The 17254-nt window shown below is 57.8% G+C and carries 15 protein-coding genes; 11 read left to right on the top strand and 4 right to left on the bottom strand.

What is annotated here, in order from left to right:
- The first annotated feature begins 45 nt into the window (after positions 1–45).
- The gene (gene recQ, locus KB890_RS13295) at positions 46–1872 is read left to right on the top strand and encodes an ATP-dependent DNA helicase RecQ (protein ID WP_004152055.1); all 1827 of its coding nucleotides are present in this window, start codon (positions 46–48) and stop codon (positions 1870–1872) included.
- 61 nt (positions 1873–1933) lie between these two features.
- Positions 1934–2554: a threonine export protein RhtC gene (rhtC, locus tag KB890_RS13290; protein ID WP_004152056.1), complete on the top strand. Its 621-nt coding sequence runs from the start codon at positions 1934–1936 to the stop codon at positions 2552–2554.
- 45 nt (positions 2555–2599) lie between these two features.
- Here the strand turns inward: rhtC and KB890_RS13285 are convergent, their stop codons facing one another.
- Both KB890_RS13285 and rhtB read right to left on the bottom strand, forming a co-directional pair.
- Entirely contained in the window at positions 2600–3520 is a 921-nt protein-coding gene (locus KB890_RS13285) for an Rpn family recombination-promoting nuclease/putative transposase (protein ID WP_004901884.1), read from the bottom strand.
- A 162-nt stretch (positions 3521–3682) separates the two neighbouring features.
- Positions 3683–4303 carry a homoserine/homoserine lactone efflux protein gene (rhtB, locus tag KB890_RS13280; protein ID WP_004181651.1) on the bottom strand — a complete coding sequence of 207 codons (621 nt, stop codon included), beginning with the start codon at positions 4301–4303 and terminating at the stop codon, positions 3683–3685.
- A 109-nt stretch (positions 4304–4412) separates the two neighbouring features.
- Here rhtB and pldB point away from each other — a divergent pair, with 109 nt between their 5' ends.
- The 3 genes from pldB (at position 4413) to KB890_RS13265 (ending at position 7238) form a co-directional block, all read left to right on the top strand.
- Positions 4413–5405 carry a lysophospholipase L2 gene (gene pldB, locus KB890_RS13275; protein ID WP_002883412.1) on the top strand — a complete coding sequence of 331 codons (993 nt, stop codon included), beginning with the start codon at positions 4413–4415 and terminating at the stop codon, positions 5403–5405.
- Between the two features lie 44 nt (positions 5406–5449).
- Positions 5450–6250 carry a sugar/pyridoxal phosphate phosphatase YigL gene (yigL, locus tag KB890_RS13270; RefSeq protein ID WP_004146466.1) on the top strand — a complete coding sequence of 267 codons (801 nt, stop codon included), beginning with the start codon at positions 5450–5452 and terminating at the stop codon, positions 6248–6250.
- 88 nt (positions 6251–6338) lie between these two features.
- A complete protein-coding gene (locus KB890_RS13265; protein WP_002883414.1) occupies positions 6339–7238 on the top strand; it encodes a carboxylate/amino acid/amine transporter in 900 nt (299 codons plus the stop codon).
- Here KB890_RS13265 and metR read toward each other — a convergent pair.
- The gene (metR, locus tag KB890_RS13260; RefSeq protein WP_002883415.1) at positions 7126–8079 is read right to left on the bottom strand and encodes an HTH-type transcriptional regulator MetR; all 954 of its coding nucleotides are present in this window, start codon (positions 8077–8079) and stop codon (positions 7126–7128) included. The genes KB890_RS13265 and metR overlap by 113 nt on opposite strands.
- Before the next feature lie 247 nt (positions 8080–8326).
- Between metR and metE the strand changes: the two genes are divergently transcribed.
- Complete coding sequence (metE, locus tag KB890_RS13255; RefSeq protein ID WP_020324048.1) at positions 8327–10591, top strand: 5-methyltetrahydropteroyltriglutamate--homocysteine S-methyltransferase; 2265 nt, start codon at positions 8327–8329, stop codon at positions 10589–10591.
- Positions 10592–10649: 58 nt separating this feature from the next.
- On the opposite strand, the gene KB890_RS13250 is transcribed toward metE, so the two are convergent.
- The gene (locus tag KB890_RS13250) at positions 10650–11462 is read right to left on the bottom strand and encodes a dienelactone hydrolase family protein (RefSeq protein WP_002883417.1); all 813 of its coding nucleotides are present in this window, start codon (positions 11460–11462) and stop codon (positions 10650–10652) included.
- A 272-nt stretch (positions 11463–11734) separates the two neighbouring features.
- Between KB890_RS13250 and udp the strand changes: the two genes are divergently transcribed.
- The 5 genes from udp to ubiB all read left to right on the top strand — a co-directional run bounded on the left by udp (position 11735) and on the right by ubiB (position 17162).
- Positions 11735–12496, top strand: a complete 762-nt coding sequence (udp, locus tag KB890_RS13245; RefSeq protein WP_004181652.1) for a uridine phosphorylase — start codon at positions 11735–11737, stop codon at positions 12494–12496.
- Between the two features lie 135 nt (positions 12497–12631).
- Positions 12632–14080 carry a DNA recombination protein RmuC gene (gene rmuC / locus KB890_RS13240; protein ID WP_004895061.1) on the top strand — a complete coding sequence of 483 codons (1449 nt, stop codon included), beginning with the start codon at positions 12632–12634 and terminating at the stop codon, positions 14078–14080.
- A 70-nt stretch (positions 14081–14150) separates the two neighbouring features.
- Positions 14151–14906 carry a bifunctional demethylmenaquinone methyltransferase/2-methoxy-6-polyprenyl-1,4-benzoquinol methylase UbiE gene (gene ubiE / locus KB890_RS13235; RefSeq protein ID WP_002883421.1) on the top strand — a complete coding sequence of 252 codons (756 nt, stop codon included), beginning with the start codon at positions 14151–14153 and terminating at the stop codon, positions 14904–14906.
- A 13-nt stretch (positions 14907–14919) separates the two neighbouring features.
- Positions 14920–15525 carry a ubiquinone biosynthesis protein UbiJ gene (ubiJ, locus tag KB890_RS13230; protein WP_002883422.1) on the top strand — a complete coding sequence of 202 codons (606 nt, stop codon included), beginning with the start codon at positions 14920–14922 and terminating at the stop codon, positions 15523–15525.
- Positions 15522–17162, top strand: coding sequence for a ubiquinone biosynthesis regulatory protein kinase UbiB (gene ubiB / locus KB890_RS13225; protein WP_004177924.1), 1641 nt, complete (start codon positions 15522–15524; stop codon positions 17160–17162). Before ubiJ ends, ubiB begins: the two co-directional genes overlap by 4 nt.
- The last annotated feature ends 92 nt before the right edge of the window (positions 17163–17254 follow it).

The following is a 17254-nucleotide window of genomic DNA, read 5'->3' as shown; positions in this document are numbered from 1 at the left end:
CGCTGAAAATAGCGCCTGTTTTCTTTTCAGGCAAATGGGGTCAACGTGGCACAGGCGGAAGTATTAAATCAGGAATCGCTGGCTAAGCAGGTTTTACAAGAGACCTTCGGCTACCAGCAGTTCCGTCCTGGCCAGGAAACGATTATCGAGACGGCGCTCGAAGGCCGGGACTGCCTGGTGGTCATGCCGACCGGTGGCGGCAAGTCGCTGTGCTATCAGGTGCCGGCGCTGGTCATGGGCGGTCTGACGGTCGTGGTCTCACCGCTGATCTCGCTGATGAAGGACCAGGTCGATCAGCTGCTGGCCAACGGCGTGGCGGCGGCTTGTCTGAACTCGACGCAAAGCCGCGAGCAGCAGCAGGAGGTGATGGCCGGCTGCCGCAGCGGGCAGGTTCGTCTGCTGTATATCGCGCCGGAACGGCTGATGCTGGATAACTTTCTTGAGCATCTGGCGAACTGGAACCTGGCGATGCTGGCGGTAGACGAGGCGCACTGTATCTCGCAGTGGGGCCATGACTTCCGTCCGGAATATGCCGCGCTGGGCCAGCTGCGTCAGCGGATGCCGCAGATCCCGTTTATGGCGTTGACCGCCACCGCCGATGATACCACCCGCCGCGATATCGTCCGCCTGCTGGGGCTTAACGATCCGCTGATTCAGGTCAGCAGCTTCGACCGGCCAAACATCCGCTATATGCTGATGGAGAAATTCAAGCCGCTCGATCAGCTGATGCGCTACGTTCAGGATCAGCGCGGCAAATCGGGCATTATCTACTGCAACAGCCGTTCGAAAGTGGAAGACACCGCCGCCAGGCTGCAAAGCCGCGGTATTAGCGCGGCGGCTTACCATGCCGGTCTGGAAAACGACGTGCGCGCCGAGGTGCAGGAGAAATTCCAGCGCGACGATCTGCAGATCGTGGTGGCGACGGTGGCCTTCGGGATGGGCATTAACAAGCCGAACGTCCGCTTTGTGGTGCATTTTGATATTCCGCGCAATATTGAATCCTACTATCAGGAGACCGGCCGCGCCGGGCGTGATGGCCTGCCAGCGGAAGCGATGCTGTTTTACGATCCGGCGGATATGGCGTGGCTGCGCCGCTGTCTGGAAGAAAAACCCGCCGGGCCGCTACAGGATATCGAACGGCATAAGCTGAATGCGATGGGGGCGTTTGCCGAAGCGCAGACCTGTCGCCGTCTGGTGTTGCTGAACTATTTTGGCGAAGGGCGTCAGGAGCCGTGCGGCAACTGCGATATCTGTCTTGACCCGCCAAAGCAGTACGATGGCTTAATGGACGCCCGCAAGGCGCTTTCAACGATTTACCGGGTCAATCAACGCTTCGGAATGGGTTACGTGGTGGAGGTCCTGCGCGGGGCCAACAACCAGCGCATCCGAGAGATGGGCCACGATAAGCTGCCGGTTTACGGTATCGGCCGGGAGCAAAGTCACGAGCACTGGGTGAGCGTGATCCGCCAGCTGATCCACCTTGGGCTGGTGACGCAGAATATCGCCCAGCACTCCGCGCTGCAGCTGACCGAAGCCGCGCGACCGGTGCTGCGTGGCGAAGTGCCGCTGCAGCTCGCCGTGCCGCGTATCGTGGCGCTGAAGCCAAAGGCGATGCAGAAATCCTTTGGCGGCAATTACGACCGTAAACTGTTCGCCAAGCTGCGCAAATTACGTAAAGCGATCGCCGACGAAGAGAACATCCCGCCATATGTGGTCTTCAACGACGCGACGCTTATCGAGATGGCCGAACAATCGCCGCTGACCGCCGGCGAAATGCTCAGCGTCAACGGCGTGGGGACACGCAAGCTCGAGCGTTTCGGAAAGCCGTTTATGGCGCTGATTCGGGCGCATGTTGATGGCGACGATGAGTAGTCAGCTGGCTGAAAAAGTGCCAGAATAGTTTCTCTCTTCATTATTTTCCTGCGAGTTAACTATGCTGATGCTTTTCCTCACCGTGGCGCTGGTGCATATCATTGCGCTGATGAGCCCGGGGCCGGACTTTTTCTTTGTCTCACAAACGGCCATCAGCCGCTCGCGCAGAGAGGCGATGATGGGTGTGCTGGGGATCACCTGCGGCGTCATGGTCTGGGCGGGAGTGGCGCTGCTCGGCCTGAACCTGATCCTCGCCCGGATGGCGTGGCTGCATAACATTATAATGGTCGGCGGGGGCCTGTATCTATGCTGGATGGGCTACCAGATGCTGCGTGGCGCGCTGAAAAAAGAGAAGGTGGCCTCGGCGGAGCCGCAGGTGGAGCTGGCCCGCAGCGGACGCAGCTTCGTGAAGGGATTGCTGACCAATCTGGCGAATCCGAAAGCGATTATCTACTTCGGCTCGGTGTTTTCGCTGTTCGTGGGTGACAGCGTCGGCGCCGGCGCGCGCTGGGGCATTTTCCTGCTGATTATCGTTGAGACGCTGGCCTGGTTTATGGTGGTTGCCAGCCTGTTCGCCCTGCCGGGGATGCGCCGCGGCTATCAGCGGATGGCGAAGTGGATCGACGGTATCGCCGGTACGCTGTTTGCGGGCTTCGGCATCCACCTGATTATCTCGCGTTAACCGGCATGCTGTTTCCCCACCCGGTTGTTTCCGGGTGGGAAAGTATCAGTGGCGAAGCCGCTGCAGCTCGTCTTCAGACAGACCGGTCATTTCCATAATCGCCTGGTCATCAATACCGCGACTGCGCATCGCTTCGGCAACCTGCACCAGAGCCTGGTGTTTACCTTCTTTTATGCCTTGCTGTACGCCTTCCCTGATGCCTTTCTCCATACCTTCTGCAAGCCATGTTTCCGCCAGCGTCATCAGTAATCCTCCATGCTGCGGCACGCGCTGTGCCAGCCCGTACAAGAGTGTCCGAGTATCTTCGGCATCCCCTGCCTGAGCCATATAGTTTACCAATACGGTGATTTGTTGTCCGCTCATCTGCTCCAGCATTAAGAGGTGGGTCAACTTATCCAGCAATTGCGCCATATCGCGCTGGCGGATGTGCTTTTGCACCAGCGTCAGGGCTGCCATGCTGCGGTGCTGCATGATGTCGTCGTCGGGGATCACCGTGATATCGACCAGCGGAAACGCCCCGCTATAGAGCTGGCTGGCGGTCTCAGGATCGGCAAAATTATCCAGCCAGCGCATCGACCAGGGATAGGGGCTGCGTCGTCCCTGATAGAAGAGAATAGGGATAACCAGAGGCAGCGTTTTATGGCCGCTCTCCAGGTGCCGCTGCATGGCGGCGATGGCATAGCGCATTAAGCGAAAGGCCATCAGCTTATCGGGTGCGCTCTGGTGCTCGATCAGAACATGGACATAGCCCGCACCGCGGGTGGTTTCCAGCGAATAAAGGATATCGCTGTAGTAAGGCCTGAGATCGTCTTCGAGAAAGCTGCCGGATTCCAGACGCAGGGTGTCCAGTTTGCAGATCTGTGTTAATGACGGAGGCAGGTGGAGCTCGATAAAATCGCGCGCCGTCTCTACCCGTGAGAGAAAAGTTTTAAATACCGCATCATGAGGGGTCGCCGTTTCCGCCATTGCCGTTCATCCATGAATCACGTATCTGGCGGCATCCTGGCACGGCGGGTTCAGCGCCGACAGCGGGCAAAAAAATTAATTACCCACTTTGCGCGCCGGCTCGCGCAGAGAGAAAGCGTCGTTCACCTGGCGAACCTCTCTTTGCGAGCGAGATTCCATGATTCAGGCATGGCGGGCGGAGGCGAGCAGCGCCCCGACCAGCATAAACAGTGAACCAAAGACTTTGTTCAACGCCTTCATCTGCTTTGGCCCTTTGATCCATGCGGAAATGCGCTGCGCCAGGGTCGCATAGCCAATCATCACAATGATATCGACGACGATGGTGGTGACGCCCAGAACGATATATTGCATCACCTGCGGCTGGTGCGGCAGGATAAACTGCGGAAACAGGGCGGCCAGAAAAACAATGCTTTTGGGATTGGTGAGATTTACGAACACCGCGCGCTGAAACAGTTTGCCGCGCGTCTGCGCCTTCGCCAGCGTATTCAGGTCGATCGCCCCTGCCGCCCGCCATTGCTGGATACCCAGCCAGATCAGGTAGGCGGCGCCGGCCCACTTCAGCACCTCAAAGGCCAGCACCGAGCGGGAGAAGAGAGTGCCGAGACCAACGCCAACCAGCACGATATGAATGGCCAGCCCAGTCTGCAAACCGGCAATCGACGCCGCCGCGCCGCGGTATCCGTGGTTAATGGAGGTGGTCATGGTATTAATCGCTCCGGAACCCGGCGACAGGCTGAGAATAATTGATGTCAGCAGGTAGGCGAACCACCACTCAATGGTCATGAGAAACTCCCTGATTGTCTGTTTTTATGCCACAATACGCTATTGTGTCAGCATTGTGTGATACACGGTAAAAAAACGATTTTCAGCGGTTAACAGGGGTGTAAACCCGATGTTTGGGCAGAAAAAGGACTGGGAAACACGAGAAAACGCGTTTGCGGCCTTTAGCATGGGGCCGCTGACGGATTTCTGGCGACAGCGCGAAGAAGCTGAATTTAAAGGCGTCGACGATGTACCGGTACGCTTTGTCCGCTTTTGCGCGCAACATAACGATCGTCTGGTGTTGATTTGCCCCGGGCGCATTGAAAGCTACGTGAAGTATGCTGAAGTGGCCTACGATCTCTTTCACTGCGGCTTTGACGTGATGATCATTGACCATCGCGGGCAGGGACGCTCGGGCCGCCTGCTCTCAGATACCCACCGCGGACACGTGGTTAACTTCAGCGACTATGTTGATGACCTGGCCGCGCTCTGGCAGCAGCAGGTGGTTCCTGGACACTGGCGAAAACGGTTTATCCTTGCTCATTCTATGGGCGGAGCGATTGCCACGCTTTTTCTGCAACGTTACCGGGCGCATTGCGATGCAATAGCGCTCTGCGCGCCGATGTTCGGGATTATCATTCGGCTGCCGGACTGGATGGTGCGCCATATTCTCGACTGGGCTGAGGGCCATCAGCGCATTCGCGAAGAGTATGCCATCGGCACCGGGCGCTGGCGGGCGCTGCCTTTTGCCGTTAACGTGCTGACGCACAGTCGGCAACGCTATCGTCGCAACCTGCGCTTCTATGCCGATGAGCCGCGGCTGCAGGTCGGCGGTCCGACCTGGCACTGGGTGCGTGAGGGCATGCTGGCCGGCGACGAAGTGCTGGCGAATGTGGAAAAAGATACCGCCCCGACGCTGCTTTTACAGGCGGAGGAGGAGCGGGTGGTCGATAATCTGATGCACGACCGCTATTGCGAATTACGGGCCGCTGCCGGCCATCCCTGTGAGGGCGGTAAGCCGCTCGTCATTGAAGGGGCATATCATGAGATCCTTTTTGAAAAGGACGCTATGCGCTCAGTCGCGCTCAATGCCATCGTCGAGTTTTTCAATCGACATACTTAATCCGACGATAACGCTCGTCGCCCTGCTTAGAGGTTAACTTTTTTATGTACCAGGTTGTTGCGTCTGATTTAGACGGCACGCTGCTTTCCCCCGATCATTTCCTGACCCCGTATGCCAAAGAGACGCTGAAGCTGCTTACCGCCCGTGGGATCAATTTCGTCTTCGCCACCGGCCGTCACTACATCGACGTCGGGCAAATCCGCGATAATCTCGGCATCCGGTCGTACATGATCACCTCTAACGGCGCCCGCGTTCACGATAGCGATGGTCAGCAAATCTTTGCCCATAACCTCGATCGCGATATTGCCGCCGACCTGTTTGAGATCGTGCGTAACGACCCGAAAATCGTCACTAACGTTTATCGGGAAGACGAGTGGTATATGAACCGCCATCGTCCGGAAGAGATGCGCTTCTTCAAGGAGGCGGTGTTTAACTACAAGCTGTATGAGCCGGGCGAACTGGATCCGCAGGGGATCAGCAAAGTATTCTTTACCTGCGAGGATCATGAGCATCTGCTGCCGCTGGAGCAGGCGATGAACGCCCGCTGGGGCGATCGGGTGAACGTCAGCTTCTCCACCTTAACCTGCCTGGAAGTCATGGCGGGTGGGGTATCGAAGGGGCATGCGCTGGAGGCGGTGGCGAAGATGCTCGGCTACACTCTTTCCGATTGCATCGCCTTCGGCGACGGTATGAACGACGCTGAGATGCTGTCGATGGCTGGCAAAGGCTGCATCATGGCCAACGCCCACCAGCGGCTGAAGGATCTGCATCCGGAACTGGAAGTGATCGGCAGTAACGCCGACGATGCTGTCCCGCACTACCTGCGTAAGCTATACCTCGACTGAAAAAGATTGACGACTGGCGAATAAGTGTCCAGTCGTCAACCTGACTCTTCGCTACAATGCCTGTTCTTTATCCAACGAGACGACCATTGTGGCGCTGTTAATTATCACCACTATCCTGTGGGCCTTTTCTTTTAGCCTGATTGGCGAATACCTGGCCGGTAGCGTCGACAGCTATTTTTCGGTGCTGATGCGCGTGGGCCTGGCGGCGCTGGTGTTCCTGCCTTTCCTGCGCACGCGCGGCCAGTCTCCGCGCACGATCGTGCTCTATATGCTGGTGGGCGCGATGCAGCTAGGCATCATGTACCTGCTGGCTTTCCGCGCCTATCTCTATCTGACGGTCTCGGAATTTCTGCTGTTTACCGTGTTTACTCCCCTGTATATCACGCTGATCTACGACCTGCTCAGCGGACGTAAGCTGCGCTGGGGCTATCTGCTGAGTGCCGCGCTGGCGGTGCTGGGGGCGGCGATTATCCGCTATGACAAAGTCAGCGATCATTTCTGGACCGGGCTGTTACTGGTACAGCTGTCAAACCTCTGCTTCGCCATCGGTATGGTGGGGTATAAGCGTCTGATGGAGGTGCGTCCGATGCCGCAGCACAATGCCTTTGCCTGGTTCTATGTCGGGGCCTTTATCGTGGCGGTGGCGGCGTGGTTTATGCTCGGCAACGCCCAGAAGCTGCCGACCACCACGCTGCAGTGGAGCGTGCTGGTGTGGCTCGGCGTGGTGGCTTCCGGGCTGGGTTACTTTATGTGGAACTATGGCGCCACCCAGGTGGATGCCGGCACGCTGGGGATCATGAATAACGTCCATGTCCCCGCCGGGCTGCTGGTTAACCTTGCCATCTGGCAGGAGCAGCCGCACTGGCCGAGCTTTATTAGCGGAGCGTTGGTGATCCTGGCCTCGCTGTGGGTCCATCGCCGCTGGGTCGCTCCGCACTCCGGACAAACGGCAGATGATCGCAGGCGTGGTTCCGCGCAGAGCGAATAAACGCTTCGGTGACCGGTTGACGCTGTTCGCCATCGCGAACGGCCGCGTACAACCGGCTCCATAATCCCTCACCCAGGGTTTTGGTGACCACCAGGCCCTGGCGTTCAAAGCTTTCCACCACCCAGTGCGGCAGCGCGGCGATGCCCATCCGGGCAGCCACCATCTGGATCAACAACAGCGTGTTATCGACGCTTTTCAGCTGCGGGCTGATGCCGGCCGGCTGCAGGAAGTGGCGCCAGATATCGAGGCGCCCGCGCTGCACGGGATAAATCAACAGCGTTTCCGCGGCCAGATCCTCCGGGGTAACCAGCGTCTTCATAGCTAACGGATGCTCGGGCGCCAGCACCAGACGCACCTCAAAATCAAACATCGGCGAGTAGTGCAGGCCGCTGCGCGGCAGAATATCGGAGGTCATCACCAGATCCAGTTCACCCTGCTGCAGCGCAGGCTGTGGGTCGAAGGTGACGCCGGAATGGAAGTCGACCTCCACATGTGGCCAGCGGGCGCGGAAATTCTCCAGCGCCGGCGTCAGCCACTGAATACAGCTGTGACATTCGATAGCCAGCCTCAGCCGGGTCTGCTGTGGTTCGTTACAGTCCTGCAGGGCGCGAGCGATCTGCGGCAGCACCTGGTTGGCCAGCTGTAAGAGGATTTCCCCCTGAGGCGTAAAACGCAGCGGCTGGCTCTTACGCACAAAGAGACGAAAGCCAAGGCGCTGTTCCAGATCGCTGAACTGGTGAGACAAGGCGGACTGGGTCTGGTGCAGGGCCGCTGCCGCACCCGCCAGTGAACCGCTGTTCCGCAACGCTTGCAGCGTTTTCAGATGTTTAATTTCGATCATGAAAGTCCTTCACTTCGCCATGAGCAATTTGCGCTTGAGGAATATACAGTAACTGTCAATTATGGATGTGTAAACATCTGGACGTCTAAAACTCGTCATATTTCGACTTGCAGATGCGTTGGCTGCCTTGCTTACCCCAGTCACTTCCTTCAGTAAGCTCCTGGGGATGCGCATCGTTGCCGCCTTCCTGCAAGCCGAACTATTGAGATTTTTTCTTCAGATTCAATGAAATAAGAGAGGAACATAAATGACAATTATTAACCACACCCTCGGTTTTCCTCGCGTTGGCCTGCGCCGCGAGCTGAAAAAAGCGCAAGAGAGCTACTGGGCGGGCAACGCCACTCGCGAGGAACTGCTGGCGGTAGGCCGTGAGCTGCGCGCCCGTCACTGGGAGCAGCAGAAACAGGCGGGCGTTGATCTGCTGCCGGTGGGGGATTTCGCCTGGTACGACCATGTTCTGACTACCAGCCTGCTGCTTGGCAACGTGCCGGCTCGTCATCAGAACAAAGACGGATCCATCGACATCGATACCCTGTTCCGCATTGGCCGCGGCCGCGCGCCGACTGGCGAACCGGCCGCCGCTGCGGAAATGACCAAATGGTTCAACACCAACTATCACTATATGGTGCCGGAGTTCGTGAAGGGCCAGCAGTTCAAACTGAGCTGGACCCAACTGCTGGATGAAGTAGACGAAGCGCTGGCGCTGGGCCACAAGATCAAGCCCGTGCTGCTGGGGCCGGTAACCTATCTGTGGCTGGGTAAAGTGAAAGGTGAACCGTTTGACCGCCTGACCCTGCTGAATACCATCCTGCCGGTTTACCAGCAGGTGCTGGCCGAACTGGCGAAGCGCGGCATCGATTGGGTGCAGATTGATGAACCGGCGCTGGTGCTGGAGCTGCCGCCAGCGTGGCTGGAGGCCTTTCAACCGGCTTATGACGCCCTGCAGGGCCAGGTGAAGCTGCTGCTGACTACCTATTTTGAAGGCGTTAGCGACAATCTCGCGACCATTGCTGCGCTACCGGTCCAGGGGCTGCACGTCGATCTGGTGCACGGCAAAGATGATGTTGCCGAACTGCACAACCACCTGCCGGCCGACTGGCTGCTGTCCGCGGGCTTGATCAATGGGCGTAACGTCTGGCGCGCCGATCTCACCGAAAAGTATGCGCAAATTAAAGACCTCGTCGGTAAGCGCGAGCTATGGGTCGCGTCATCCTGCTCTCTGCTGCATAGCCCGATCGATCTAAGCGTGGAGACGCGCCTTGATGCGGAAGTGAAGAGCTGGTTTGCCTTCGCGCTGCAGAAATGCGGTGAGCTGGCGCTGCTGCGCGATGCGCTGAACAGCGGCGATACAGCGGCGATTACCGAGTGGAGCGCGCCAATCCAGGCCCGTCGCCATTCGACCCGCGTGCACAACGCGGAGGTGGAAAAACGGCTGGCGGCGATCACTGCTCAGGACAGCCAGCGCGCCAGCCCCTATGAGGTTCGCGCGCAGGCACAGCGCCAGCGCTTTAACCTGCCGAAATGGCCGACCACCACCATCGGGTCATTCCCGCAAACGACCGAGATCCGCGGCCTGCGCCTGGACTTCAAAAAGGGTAACCTTGACGCCAGTCATTATCGGACGGGGATTGCGGAACATATTAAGCAGGCGATCGTCGAGCAGGAGCGGTTAGGTTTAGACGTACTGGTGCACGGGGAGGCCGAGCGGAACGACATGGTGGAATACTTCGGCGAACATCTGGACGGTTTTATCTTCACGCAAAACGGCTGGGTGCAGAGCTATGGTTCCCGCTGCGTGAAGCCGCCGGTGGTGATCGGCGACGTCAGCCGTCCGCAGGCGATCACCGTCGACTGGGCGAAGTATGCGCAGTCGCTGACCGACAAGCCGGTGAAAGGGATGCTCACTGGACCGGTGACCATTCTGTGCTGGTCCTTCCCGCGGGAGGATGTCAGCCGTGAAACCATCGCGAAACAGATTGCGCTGGCCCTGCGTGATGAAGTGGCGGATCTGGAGGCGGCGGGGATCGGCATCATCCAGATTGATGAGCCGGCGCTGCGCGAAGGGTTACCGCTGAAGCGCAGCGACTGGGATGCCTATCTGCAGTGGGGTGTGGAAGCCTTCCGCCTTAATGCTGCGGTCGCCAAAGACGACACGCAGATCCATACTCACATGTGCTATTGCGAGTTCAATGACATCATGGACTCCATTGCCGCGCTGGACGCTGACGTGATCACCATTGAAACCTCGCGGTCCGATATGGAGCTGCTGGAGTCGTTCGAAGCGTTCGAGTACCCCAATGAGATCGGGCCGGGAGTATATGATATTCACTCGCCAAACGTGCCGAGCGTGGAGTGGATCGAAGCGCTGCTGAAGAAAGCTGCGCAGCGTATCCCGGTGGAGCGACTGTGGGTTAACCCGGACTGCGGCCTGAAAACTCGCGGCTGGCCGGAAACCCGCGCCGCGCTGGCGAATATGGTGCAAGCGGCGCGAAATCTGCGCCAGTCCGCCTAATCGTTACGCGAAAAATCAAAAAGGAGGCATTTGCCTCCTTTTTTCATGCTTAGGGCGATTAGCCTTTTTTACCGCCATACTGAGCAAACCAGGCGAGCATCCGCTGCCAGCCATCTTTGGCTGACTCTTCATGATAGCTGGCGCGATAGTCGGCATTAAAGGCATGATCGGCTTCGGGATAGACCACGATTTCCGCCGTGGCGTTGGCTGCCCGCAGCGCCTGACGCATAGTCTCGACGGTGTCCTGCGGAATGCTGGCGTCTTTAGCGCCGTACAGACCAAGCACCGGGGCGTTGAGATCGACGGCGATATCTACCGGGTGCTTCGGCGAATTCAGTGATTTTTCTCCCACCAGCTTACCGTACCAGGCCACCGCCGCTTTAAGCTGCGGGTTGTGCGCGGCATACAGCCAGGTAATGCGTCCGCCCCAGCAGAAGCCGGTGATCAGCAGACGATGGGCATCGCCGCCGTGGCGCGCCGCCCAGCTGGCGACGTGGTCGAGATCCGCCAGCACCTGCGCGTCCGGCACCTTGCTGACCAGCTCTTTGAACAGGGTCGGGATATCGTGGTACTCATTCGGATCGCCCTGACGGAAGTACAATTCAGGCGCGATAGCCAGATAGCCTTCCTGTGCCAGGCGGCGACAAAGATCGCGAATATGTTCATGCACGCCGAAAATTTCCTGTACCACGATAACGATCGGCAGCGGACCGTCGGCATTTTTCGGGCGGGCGTGGTAGGCCGGCATGTTTTCACCCTGAGAGGGAATCGACGTCTCTCCGGCGATAATATGCTCTTCCGGCGTATGAACGGCGGTTGCGGCGTGTGGTGAAGCTGCAGGTGCGAATCCAGGTTGCTTGGTGGTGGTCATGGTATTCTCCGTACCCTTATTTATTAGCGCATCAGTAACTATAGACCCTTTACCTTTAGTTCGGGCGGTAATAAAGCACAGTGCCTGAAAGCGGCTATCTTTTGTTCTGTGATGATGAATATAACTTGTTAATGTGATGTGTATCACTATTTACTGAAAAACAACTGCAATCATTATTGGTCTTGGTGACTATCATCACAAAATGTTGCCAGGGGCTTCTGTACAGTACCGTTTTGCTTCTGCTGATAATTCGACCCACAGAGGAGTTTTTTATGTCCAAGTCTGATGTTTTTCATCTCGGCCTCACCAAGAACGATTTACAAGGGGCTACGCTGGCTATCGTCCCTGGCGATCCGGAGCGTGTGGAAAAGATCGCCGCGCTGATGGATAAGCCGGTTAAACTGGCATCTCATCGCGAATTTACCTCCTGGCGCGCGGAGCTGGACGGCAAACCAGTGATCGTCTGCTCTACTGGCATCGGCGGCCCGTCGACTTCCATCGCCGTGGAAGAGCTGGCGCAGCTGGGGGTGCGTACCTTCCTGCGTATCGGCACCACCGGCGCGATTCAGCCACATATCAATGTTGGCGATGTACTGGTGACGACCGGTTCTGTCCGTCTGGACGGTGCCAGCCTGCACTTCGCGCCGATGGAGTTCCCGGCCGTCGCAGACTTCGCCTGTACCACCGCGCTGGTGGAAGCGGCGAAATCAATCGGCGCCACCACCCATATCGGCGTGACTGCCTCCTCGGATACCTTCTACCCGGGCCAGGAGCGTTACGACACCTTCTCCGGCCGCGTGGTGAGCCGCTTCAAGGGCTCAATGGAAGAGTGGCAGGCAATGGGCGTGATGAACTATGAAATGGAATCCGCCACGCTGCTGACCATGTGCGCCAGCCAGGGCCTGCGCGCCGGGATGGTGGCTGGGGTTATCGTGAACCGTACCCAGCAAGAGATCCCTAACGCCGAAACCATGAAGCAAACCGAAAGCCACGCGGTGAAAATCGTCGTGGAAGCGGCGCGTCGTCTGCTGTAATTCAACTCTTTCCCTGTCAGGCCGGATCCTCCGGCCTTTCTTTTTTGCGTCGCCTCTCGCAGGAAATTCCTTTTAAACTGGACGTTTGTACAGCACAATTCTATTTTGTGTCATCAGGTTATCGCAGGGGGCGTCGTGGATCTCTCCATTATTATCAGCGCGGTTATCGCACTGGCAGCCGGGTTAATGGTCGGCTGGCTGGCGACCAAAGCGCGTGCCGATCAAATTCGGGCCGATCTCATCGAGGAACGGCGAGAGTTGGATATTGAGCTGAGCGCCGCCCGCCAGCAACTGGCGCAGGAGGCCCACTGGCGTGAGGAGTGTGAGCTGCTGAACAACGAGCTGCGCAGCCTACGGGATATCAATACCTCGCTCGAGGCCGATCTCCGTGAGGTCACCACCCGGCTCGAATCCACCCAGCTGCATGCGGAAGATAAGATCCGCCAGATGATGAACAGCGAGCAGCGCCTTAGCGAGCAGTTTGAAAACCTCGCCAACCGTATTTTCGAACACAGCAACCGGCGGGTCGATGAGCAAAACCGCCAGAGCCTGCATGGCCTGCTGACGCCGCTACGCGAACAGCTGGACGGGTTCCGCCGCCAGGTGCAGGAGAGCTTTGGCCAGGAGGCGCGTGAAAGACATACCCTGGCGCATGAGATCCGCAATCTGCAGCAGTTGAACGCGCAGATGGCACAGGAGGCGCTGAACCTGACCAAAGCGCTGAAGGGGGATAACAAAACTCAGGGCAACTGGGGGGAAGTGGTCTTAACCCGCGTGCTGGAGGCCTCCGGCCTGCGCGAAGGCTATGAGTACCAGACTCAGGTCAGTATTGAGACCGACAACCGCTCGCGGATGCAGCCGGACGTTATCGTGCGCCTGCCGCAGGGTAAGGACGTGGTGATCGACGCCAAAATGACCCTGGTCGCCTATGAGCGCTATTTCAACGCCGAAGACGACTACACCCGCGAAGTCGCGCTGCAGGAACACCTTGCCTCGGTGCGTAACCATATTCGCCTGCTGGGACGCAAGGATTATCAACAGCTGCCTGGCCTGCGCTCGCTCGACTATGTGCTGATGTTTATTCCCGTTGAGCCGGCGTTCCTGCTGGCCATCGATCGCCAGCCTGAGCTCATCAGCGAGGCGTTGCAAAATAATATTATGCTGGTCAGCCCGACGACGCTGCTGGTAGCCCTGCGCACTATCGCCAATCTGTGGCGCTATGAGCACCAGAGTCGTAACGCGCAAAAGATTGCCGAGCGGGCGGGGCGCCTTTACGACAAAATGCGCCTGTTTGTGGATGATATGTCCGCCATTGGCCAGAGCCTGGATAAGGCGCAAGAGAGCTATCGCCAGGCGATGAAAAAGCTCGCTTCCGGGCGTGGTAATCTGCTGGCCCAGGCGGAGGCCTTTCGCGGCCTGGGCGTGGAGGTCAAGCGCGGGATTAATCCTGATTTAGTCGAACAAGCTACGGCTCAGGACGAGCAATATCGTCTCGAAGATGAGGATAACCTGCCGGAAAATGACGCATTTTCACCCGACTCTGCCGAGACGGTGCGTAGCCGGGAGGCGGCTCCGCCATGCTGAAACGTATGGGAAATGCGCTGAGTCTGATACACTCAGTGAACATTTTCTTGAAAAGCAAGCAGGCATAGAGATGGTTGAGGATTCACAAGAAACGACGCATTTTGGCTTTCAGACGGTCGCTAAAGAGCAGAAAGCAGATATGGTGGCGCATGTATTCCATTCTGTCGCCGCAAAATATGATGTGATGAACGACCTGATGTCGTTTGGGATCCATCGTTTGTGGAAGCGTTTCACCATCGACTGCAGCGGCGTACGTCGCGGGCAGACCGTGCTGGATCTGGCTGGTGGTACCGGTGATTTGACGGCCAAGTTCTCCCGCCTGGTAGGGGAAACCGGCCGCGTCATGCTTGCTGATATCAATGATTCTATGCTCAAAATGGGCCGCGAAAAGCTGCGCAATATCGGCATCGTAGGCAACGTTGAGTATGTTCAGGCCAACGCGGAAGCCCTGCCTTTTGCTGATAATACCTTTGACTGCATTACCATTTCTTTCGGTCTGCGTAACGTGACCGACAAAGAGAAAGCGCTGCGTTCGATGTACCGCGTGCTGAAGCCGGGCGGACGTCTGCTGGTGCTGGAGTTTTCTAAACCCATTATCGAACCGCTGAGCAAAGCCTACGACGCTTACTCCTTCCATATCCTGCCGAAGGTGGGCGAGCTGGTGGCAAAGGATGGCGACAGCTATCGCTACCTGGCGGAATCTATTCGTATGCATCCGGACCAGGAAACCCTGAAAGGGATGATGCAGGATGCGGGCTTCGAAAACGTGGATTACTACAACCTGACGGCGGGTATCGTTGCTTTGCATCGCGGTTACAAGTTCTGACAGGAGGGACGCTATGCCTTTCACACCCCTGGTTACCGCTGGCATTGAAACGGCGCTGAATACTTTCCTCTGGCGCGACAAAGCGCTTAAACCCGCTCGTCAGCGCCTGCTGGGCAAGGTATTGCGGGTCCAGCTGCAGGATTTCGCCACGCCCGTGGTGCTGGTATTCAGCGAACGCCAGGTTGACGTCCTGAGCGCCTGGGACGGAGAGGCCGATTGCACCGTGATTACCCGGCTCAGCGTGCTGCCAAAACTGCGCAATCGTCAGCAGCTCACGGCGCTTATTCGCAGCGGTGATCTGGAAGTGCAGGGCGATCTGCAGGTGGTGCAGAATATGGTCTCCCTGTGCGACCTGGCAGAGTTTGATCCCGCTGAACTGCTGGCGCCCTATACCGGCGATATTGTGGCCGAAGGCGTCGGTAAAGTCCTGCGAGGCGGCGCTCAGTTTCTGCTGAAGGGCGCAGAGCGCCAGCAGCGCTATGTCGCGGAAGCGATCACTGAAGAGTGGCGCCTGGCGCCGGGGCCGCTGGAGCTGGCCTGGTTTGCTGAAGAGACAACGGCTATTGAGCGCGCGCTGGCCGCACTGGAAAAACGGCTGGAAACGCTGGAGGGCAAATGACGCCAGGAGAATTACGGCGCCTGTATTTCATCATCCACACCTTTTTGAGCTACGGGCTCGATGAGCTCATCCCCAAAATGCGGATCACGCTGCCGCTGCGTATCTGGCGGCGGATGCTGTTCTGGATGCCAAACCGCCATCAGGATCAGCCTCTTGGCGCCCGCCTTCGGCTGGCGCTCCAGGAGTTGGGGCCGGTGTGGATAAAATTCGGCCAGATGCTTTCCACCCGCCGGGATCTCTTTCCGCCGCATATTGCCGATCAGCTGGCGCTGTTGCAGGACCGCGTGGCGCCCTTTGAAGGGAAGCTCGCGCAGCAGCAGATAGAGAAAGCGATGGGGGGGCTGCCGGTCGAGACCTGGTTTGATGATTTCTCCGTTGAGCCGTTAGCCTCGGCGTCCATCGCCCAGGTGCATACCGCGCGTCTGAAGGAGAATGGCAAAGAGGTGGTGATCAAGGTTATCCGCCCGGATATTTTGCCGATCATTAAAGCGGACATGAAGCTCATCTACCGCCTGGCGCGCTGGGTACCGCGTCTGCTGCCTGACGGTCGCCGTCTGCGCCCGCAGGAGGTAGTTCGTGAATATGAAAAAACGCTGCTGGATGAGCTGAACCTGCTGCGGGAATCCGCCAACGCTATTCAGCTGCGGCGTAATTTCGAAGACAGCCCGATGCTGTACGTGCCTGAGGTGTACCCCGACTACTGCAGCGAAAGCATGATGGTAATGGAGCGCATTTACGGTATCCCGGTGTCCGATGTGGAGGCGCTGGAGGCCCAGGGCACCAATATGCAGCTGCTGGCGGAGCGGGGCGTGCAGGTCTTCTTCACCCAGGTGTTCCGCGACAGCTTCTTCCATGCCGATATGCATCCTGGCAACATATTCGTCAGCTACGAGCATCCGGAAGATCCGCAGTATATCGGCATCGACTGCGGTATTGTCGGCTCACTGAACAAAGAAGATAAGCGCTATCTGGCGGAAAACTTTATCGCCTTTTTCAACCGCGATTATCGTAAAGTTGCCGAGCTGCACGTCGATTCCGGTTGGGTTCCGCCCGATACCAACGTTGAAGAGTTTGAGTTCGCGATCCGCACGGTCTGCGAGCCGATCTTTGAGAAGCCGCTGGCGGAGATCTCCTTCGGCCACGTGCTGCTTAATCTGTTCAATACCGCGCGGCGTTTCAATATGGAAGTCCAGCCGCAGCTCGTTTTACTACAGAAGACATTACTTTACGTAGAAGGGGTAGGCCGGCAGCTCTATCCTCAGTTAGACTTGTGGAAAACGGCGAAGCCTTTCCTCGAGTCGTGGATCAAAGATCAGGTCGGCATTCCGGCGCTGGTGCGCGCGTTTAAAGACAAAGCGCCGTTCTGGATCGAAAGAATGCCGGAAATACCTGAGCTGGTGTATCAGAGCCTGCAGCAGAGCAAACAGCTGCAGACCAGCGTCGATACTATTGTACGGGATATGCATGTGCGTCATGTGCGCCAGGGCCAATCCCGTTACCTGTTTGGTATAGGCGCGGTTTTATTGCTTAGTGGTACGCTGCTCTTTATCCATCGCCCTGAGTGGGGAATGATGCCCGGTTGGCTGATGGCCGGCGGTGTGGTGACCTGGCTTATTGGCTGGCGGAAAACCCACTGATCGGTTCGCCTCTTCATGACGCAGGCTTATTTGCGCAAAATCATGTCGGCGGCCTGACGAAGAGGCGGCTCGCAGGATGGCGTGTATAATGC

The sequence above is a fragment of the Klebsiella sp. P1954 genome, assembly GCF_018199955.1.
Lineage (GTDB): Bacteria > Pseudomonadota > Gammaproteobacteria > Enterobacterales > Enterobacteriaceae > Klebsiella > Klebsiella pneumoniae.
Note: the sequence above shows the minus strand (reverse complement) of the source record. Positions and strands in the feature narration are given on the sequence as shown.

Excerpts from the sequence above, each read along its gene's own strand:
- rhtC (WP_004152056.1), top strand. The coding sequence starts at position 1,934 with ATGCTGATGCTTTTCCTCACCGTGGCGCTGGTGCATATCATTGCGCTG.
- KB890_RS13285 (WP_004901884.1), bottom strand. The coding sequence starts at position 3,520 with ATGGCGGAAACGGCGACCCCTCATGATGCGGTATTTAAAACTTTTCTC.
- rhtB (WP_004181651.1), bottom strand. The coding sequence starts at position 4,303 with ATGACCATTGAGTGGTGGTTCGCCTACCTGCTGACATCAATTATTCTC.
- pldB (WP_002883412.1), top strand. The coding sequence starts at position 4,413 with ATGTTTGGGCAGAAAAAGGACTGGGAAACACGAGAAAACGCGTTTGCG.
- yigL (WP_004146466.1), top strand. The coding sequence starts at position 5,450 with ATGTACCAGGTTGTTGCGTCTGATTTAGACGGCACGCTGCTTTCCCCC.
- metR (WP_002883415.1), bottom strand. The coding sequence starts at position 8,079 with ATGATCGAAATTAAACATCTGAAAACGCTGCAAGCGTTGCGGAACAGC.
- metE (WP_020324048.1), top strand. The coding sequence starts at position 8,327 with ATGACAATTATTAACCACACCCTCGGTTTTCCTCGCGTTGGCCTGCGC.
- KB890_RS13250 (WP_002883417.1), bottom strand. The coding sequence starts at position 11,462 with ATGACCACCACCAAGCAACCTGGATTCGCACCTGCAGCTTCACCACAC.
- udp (WP_004181652.1), top strand. The coding sequence starts at position 11,735 with ATGTCCAAGTCTGATGTTTTTCATCTCGGCCTCACCAAGAACGATTTA.
- ubiE (WP_002883421.1), top strand. The coding sequence starts at position 14,151 with ATGGTTGAGGATTCACAAGAAACGACGCATTTTGGCTTTCAGACGGTC.
- ubiJ (WP_002883422.1), top strand. The coding sequence starts at position 14,920 with ATGCCTTTCACACCCCTGGTTACCGCTGGCATTGAAACGGCGCTGAAT.
- ubiB (WP_004177924.1), top strand. The coding sequence starts at position 15,522 with ATGACGCCAGGAGAATTACGGCGCCTGTATTTCATCATCCACACCTTT.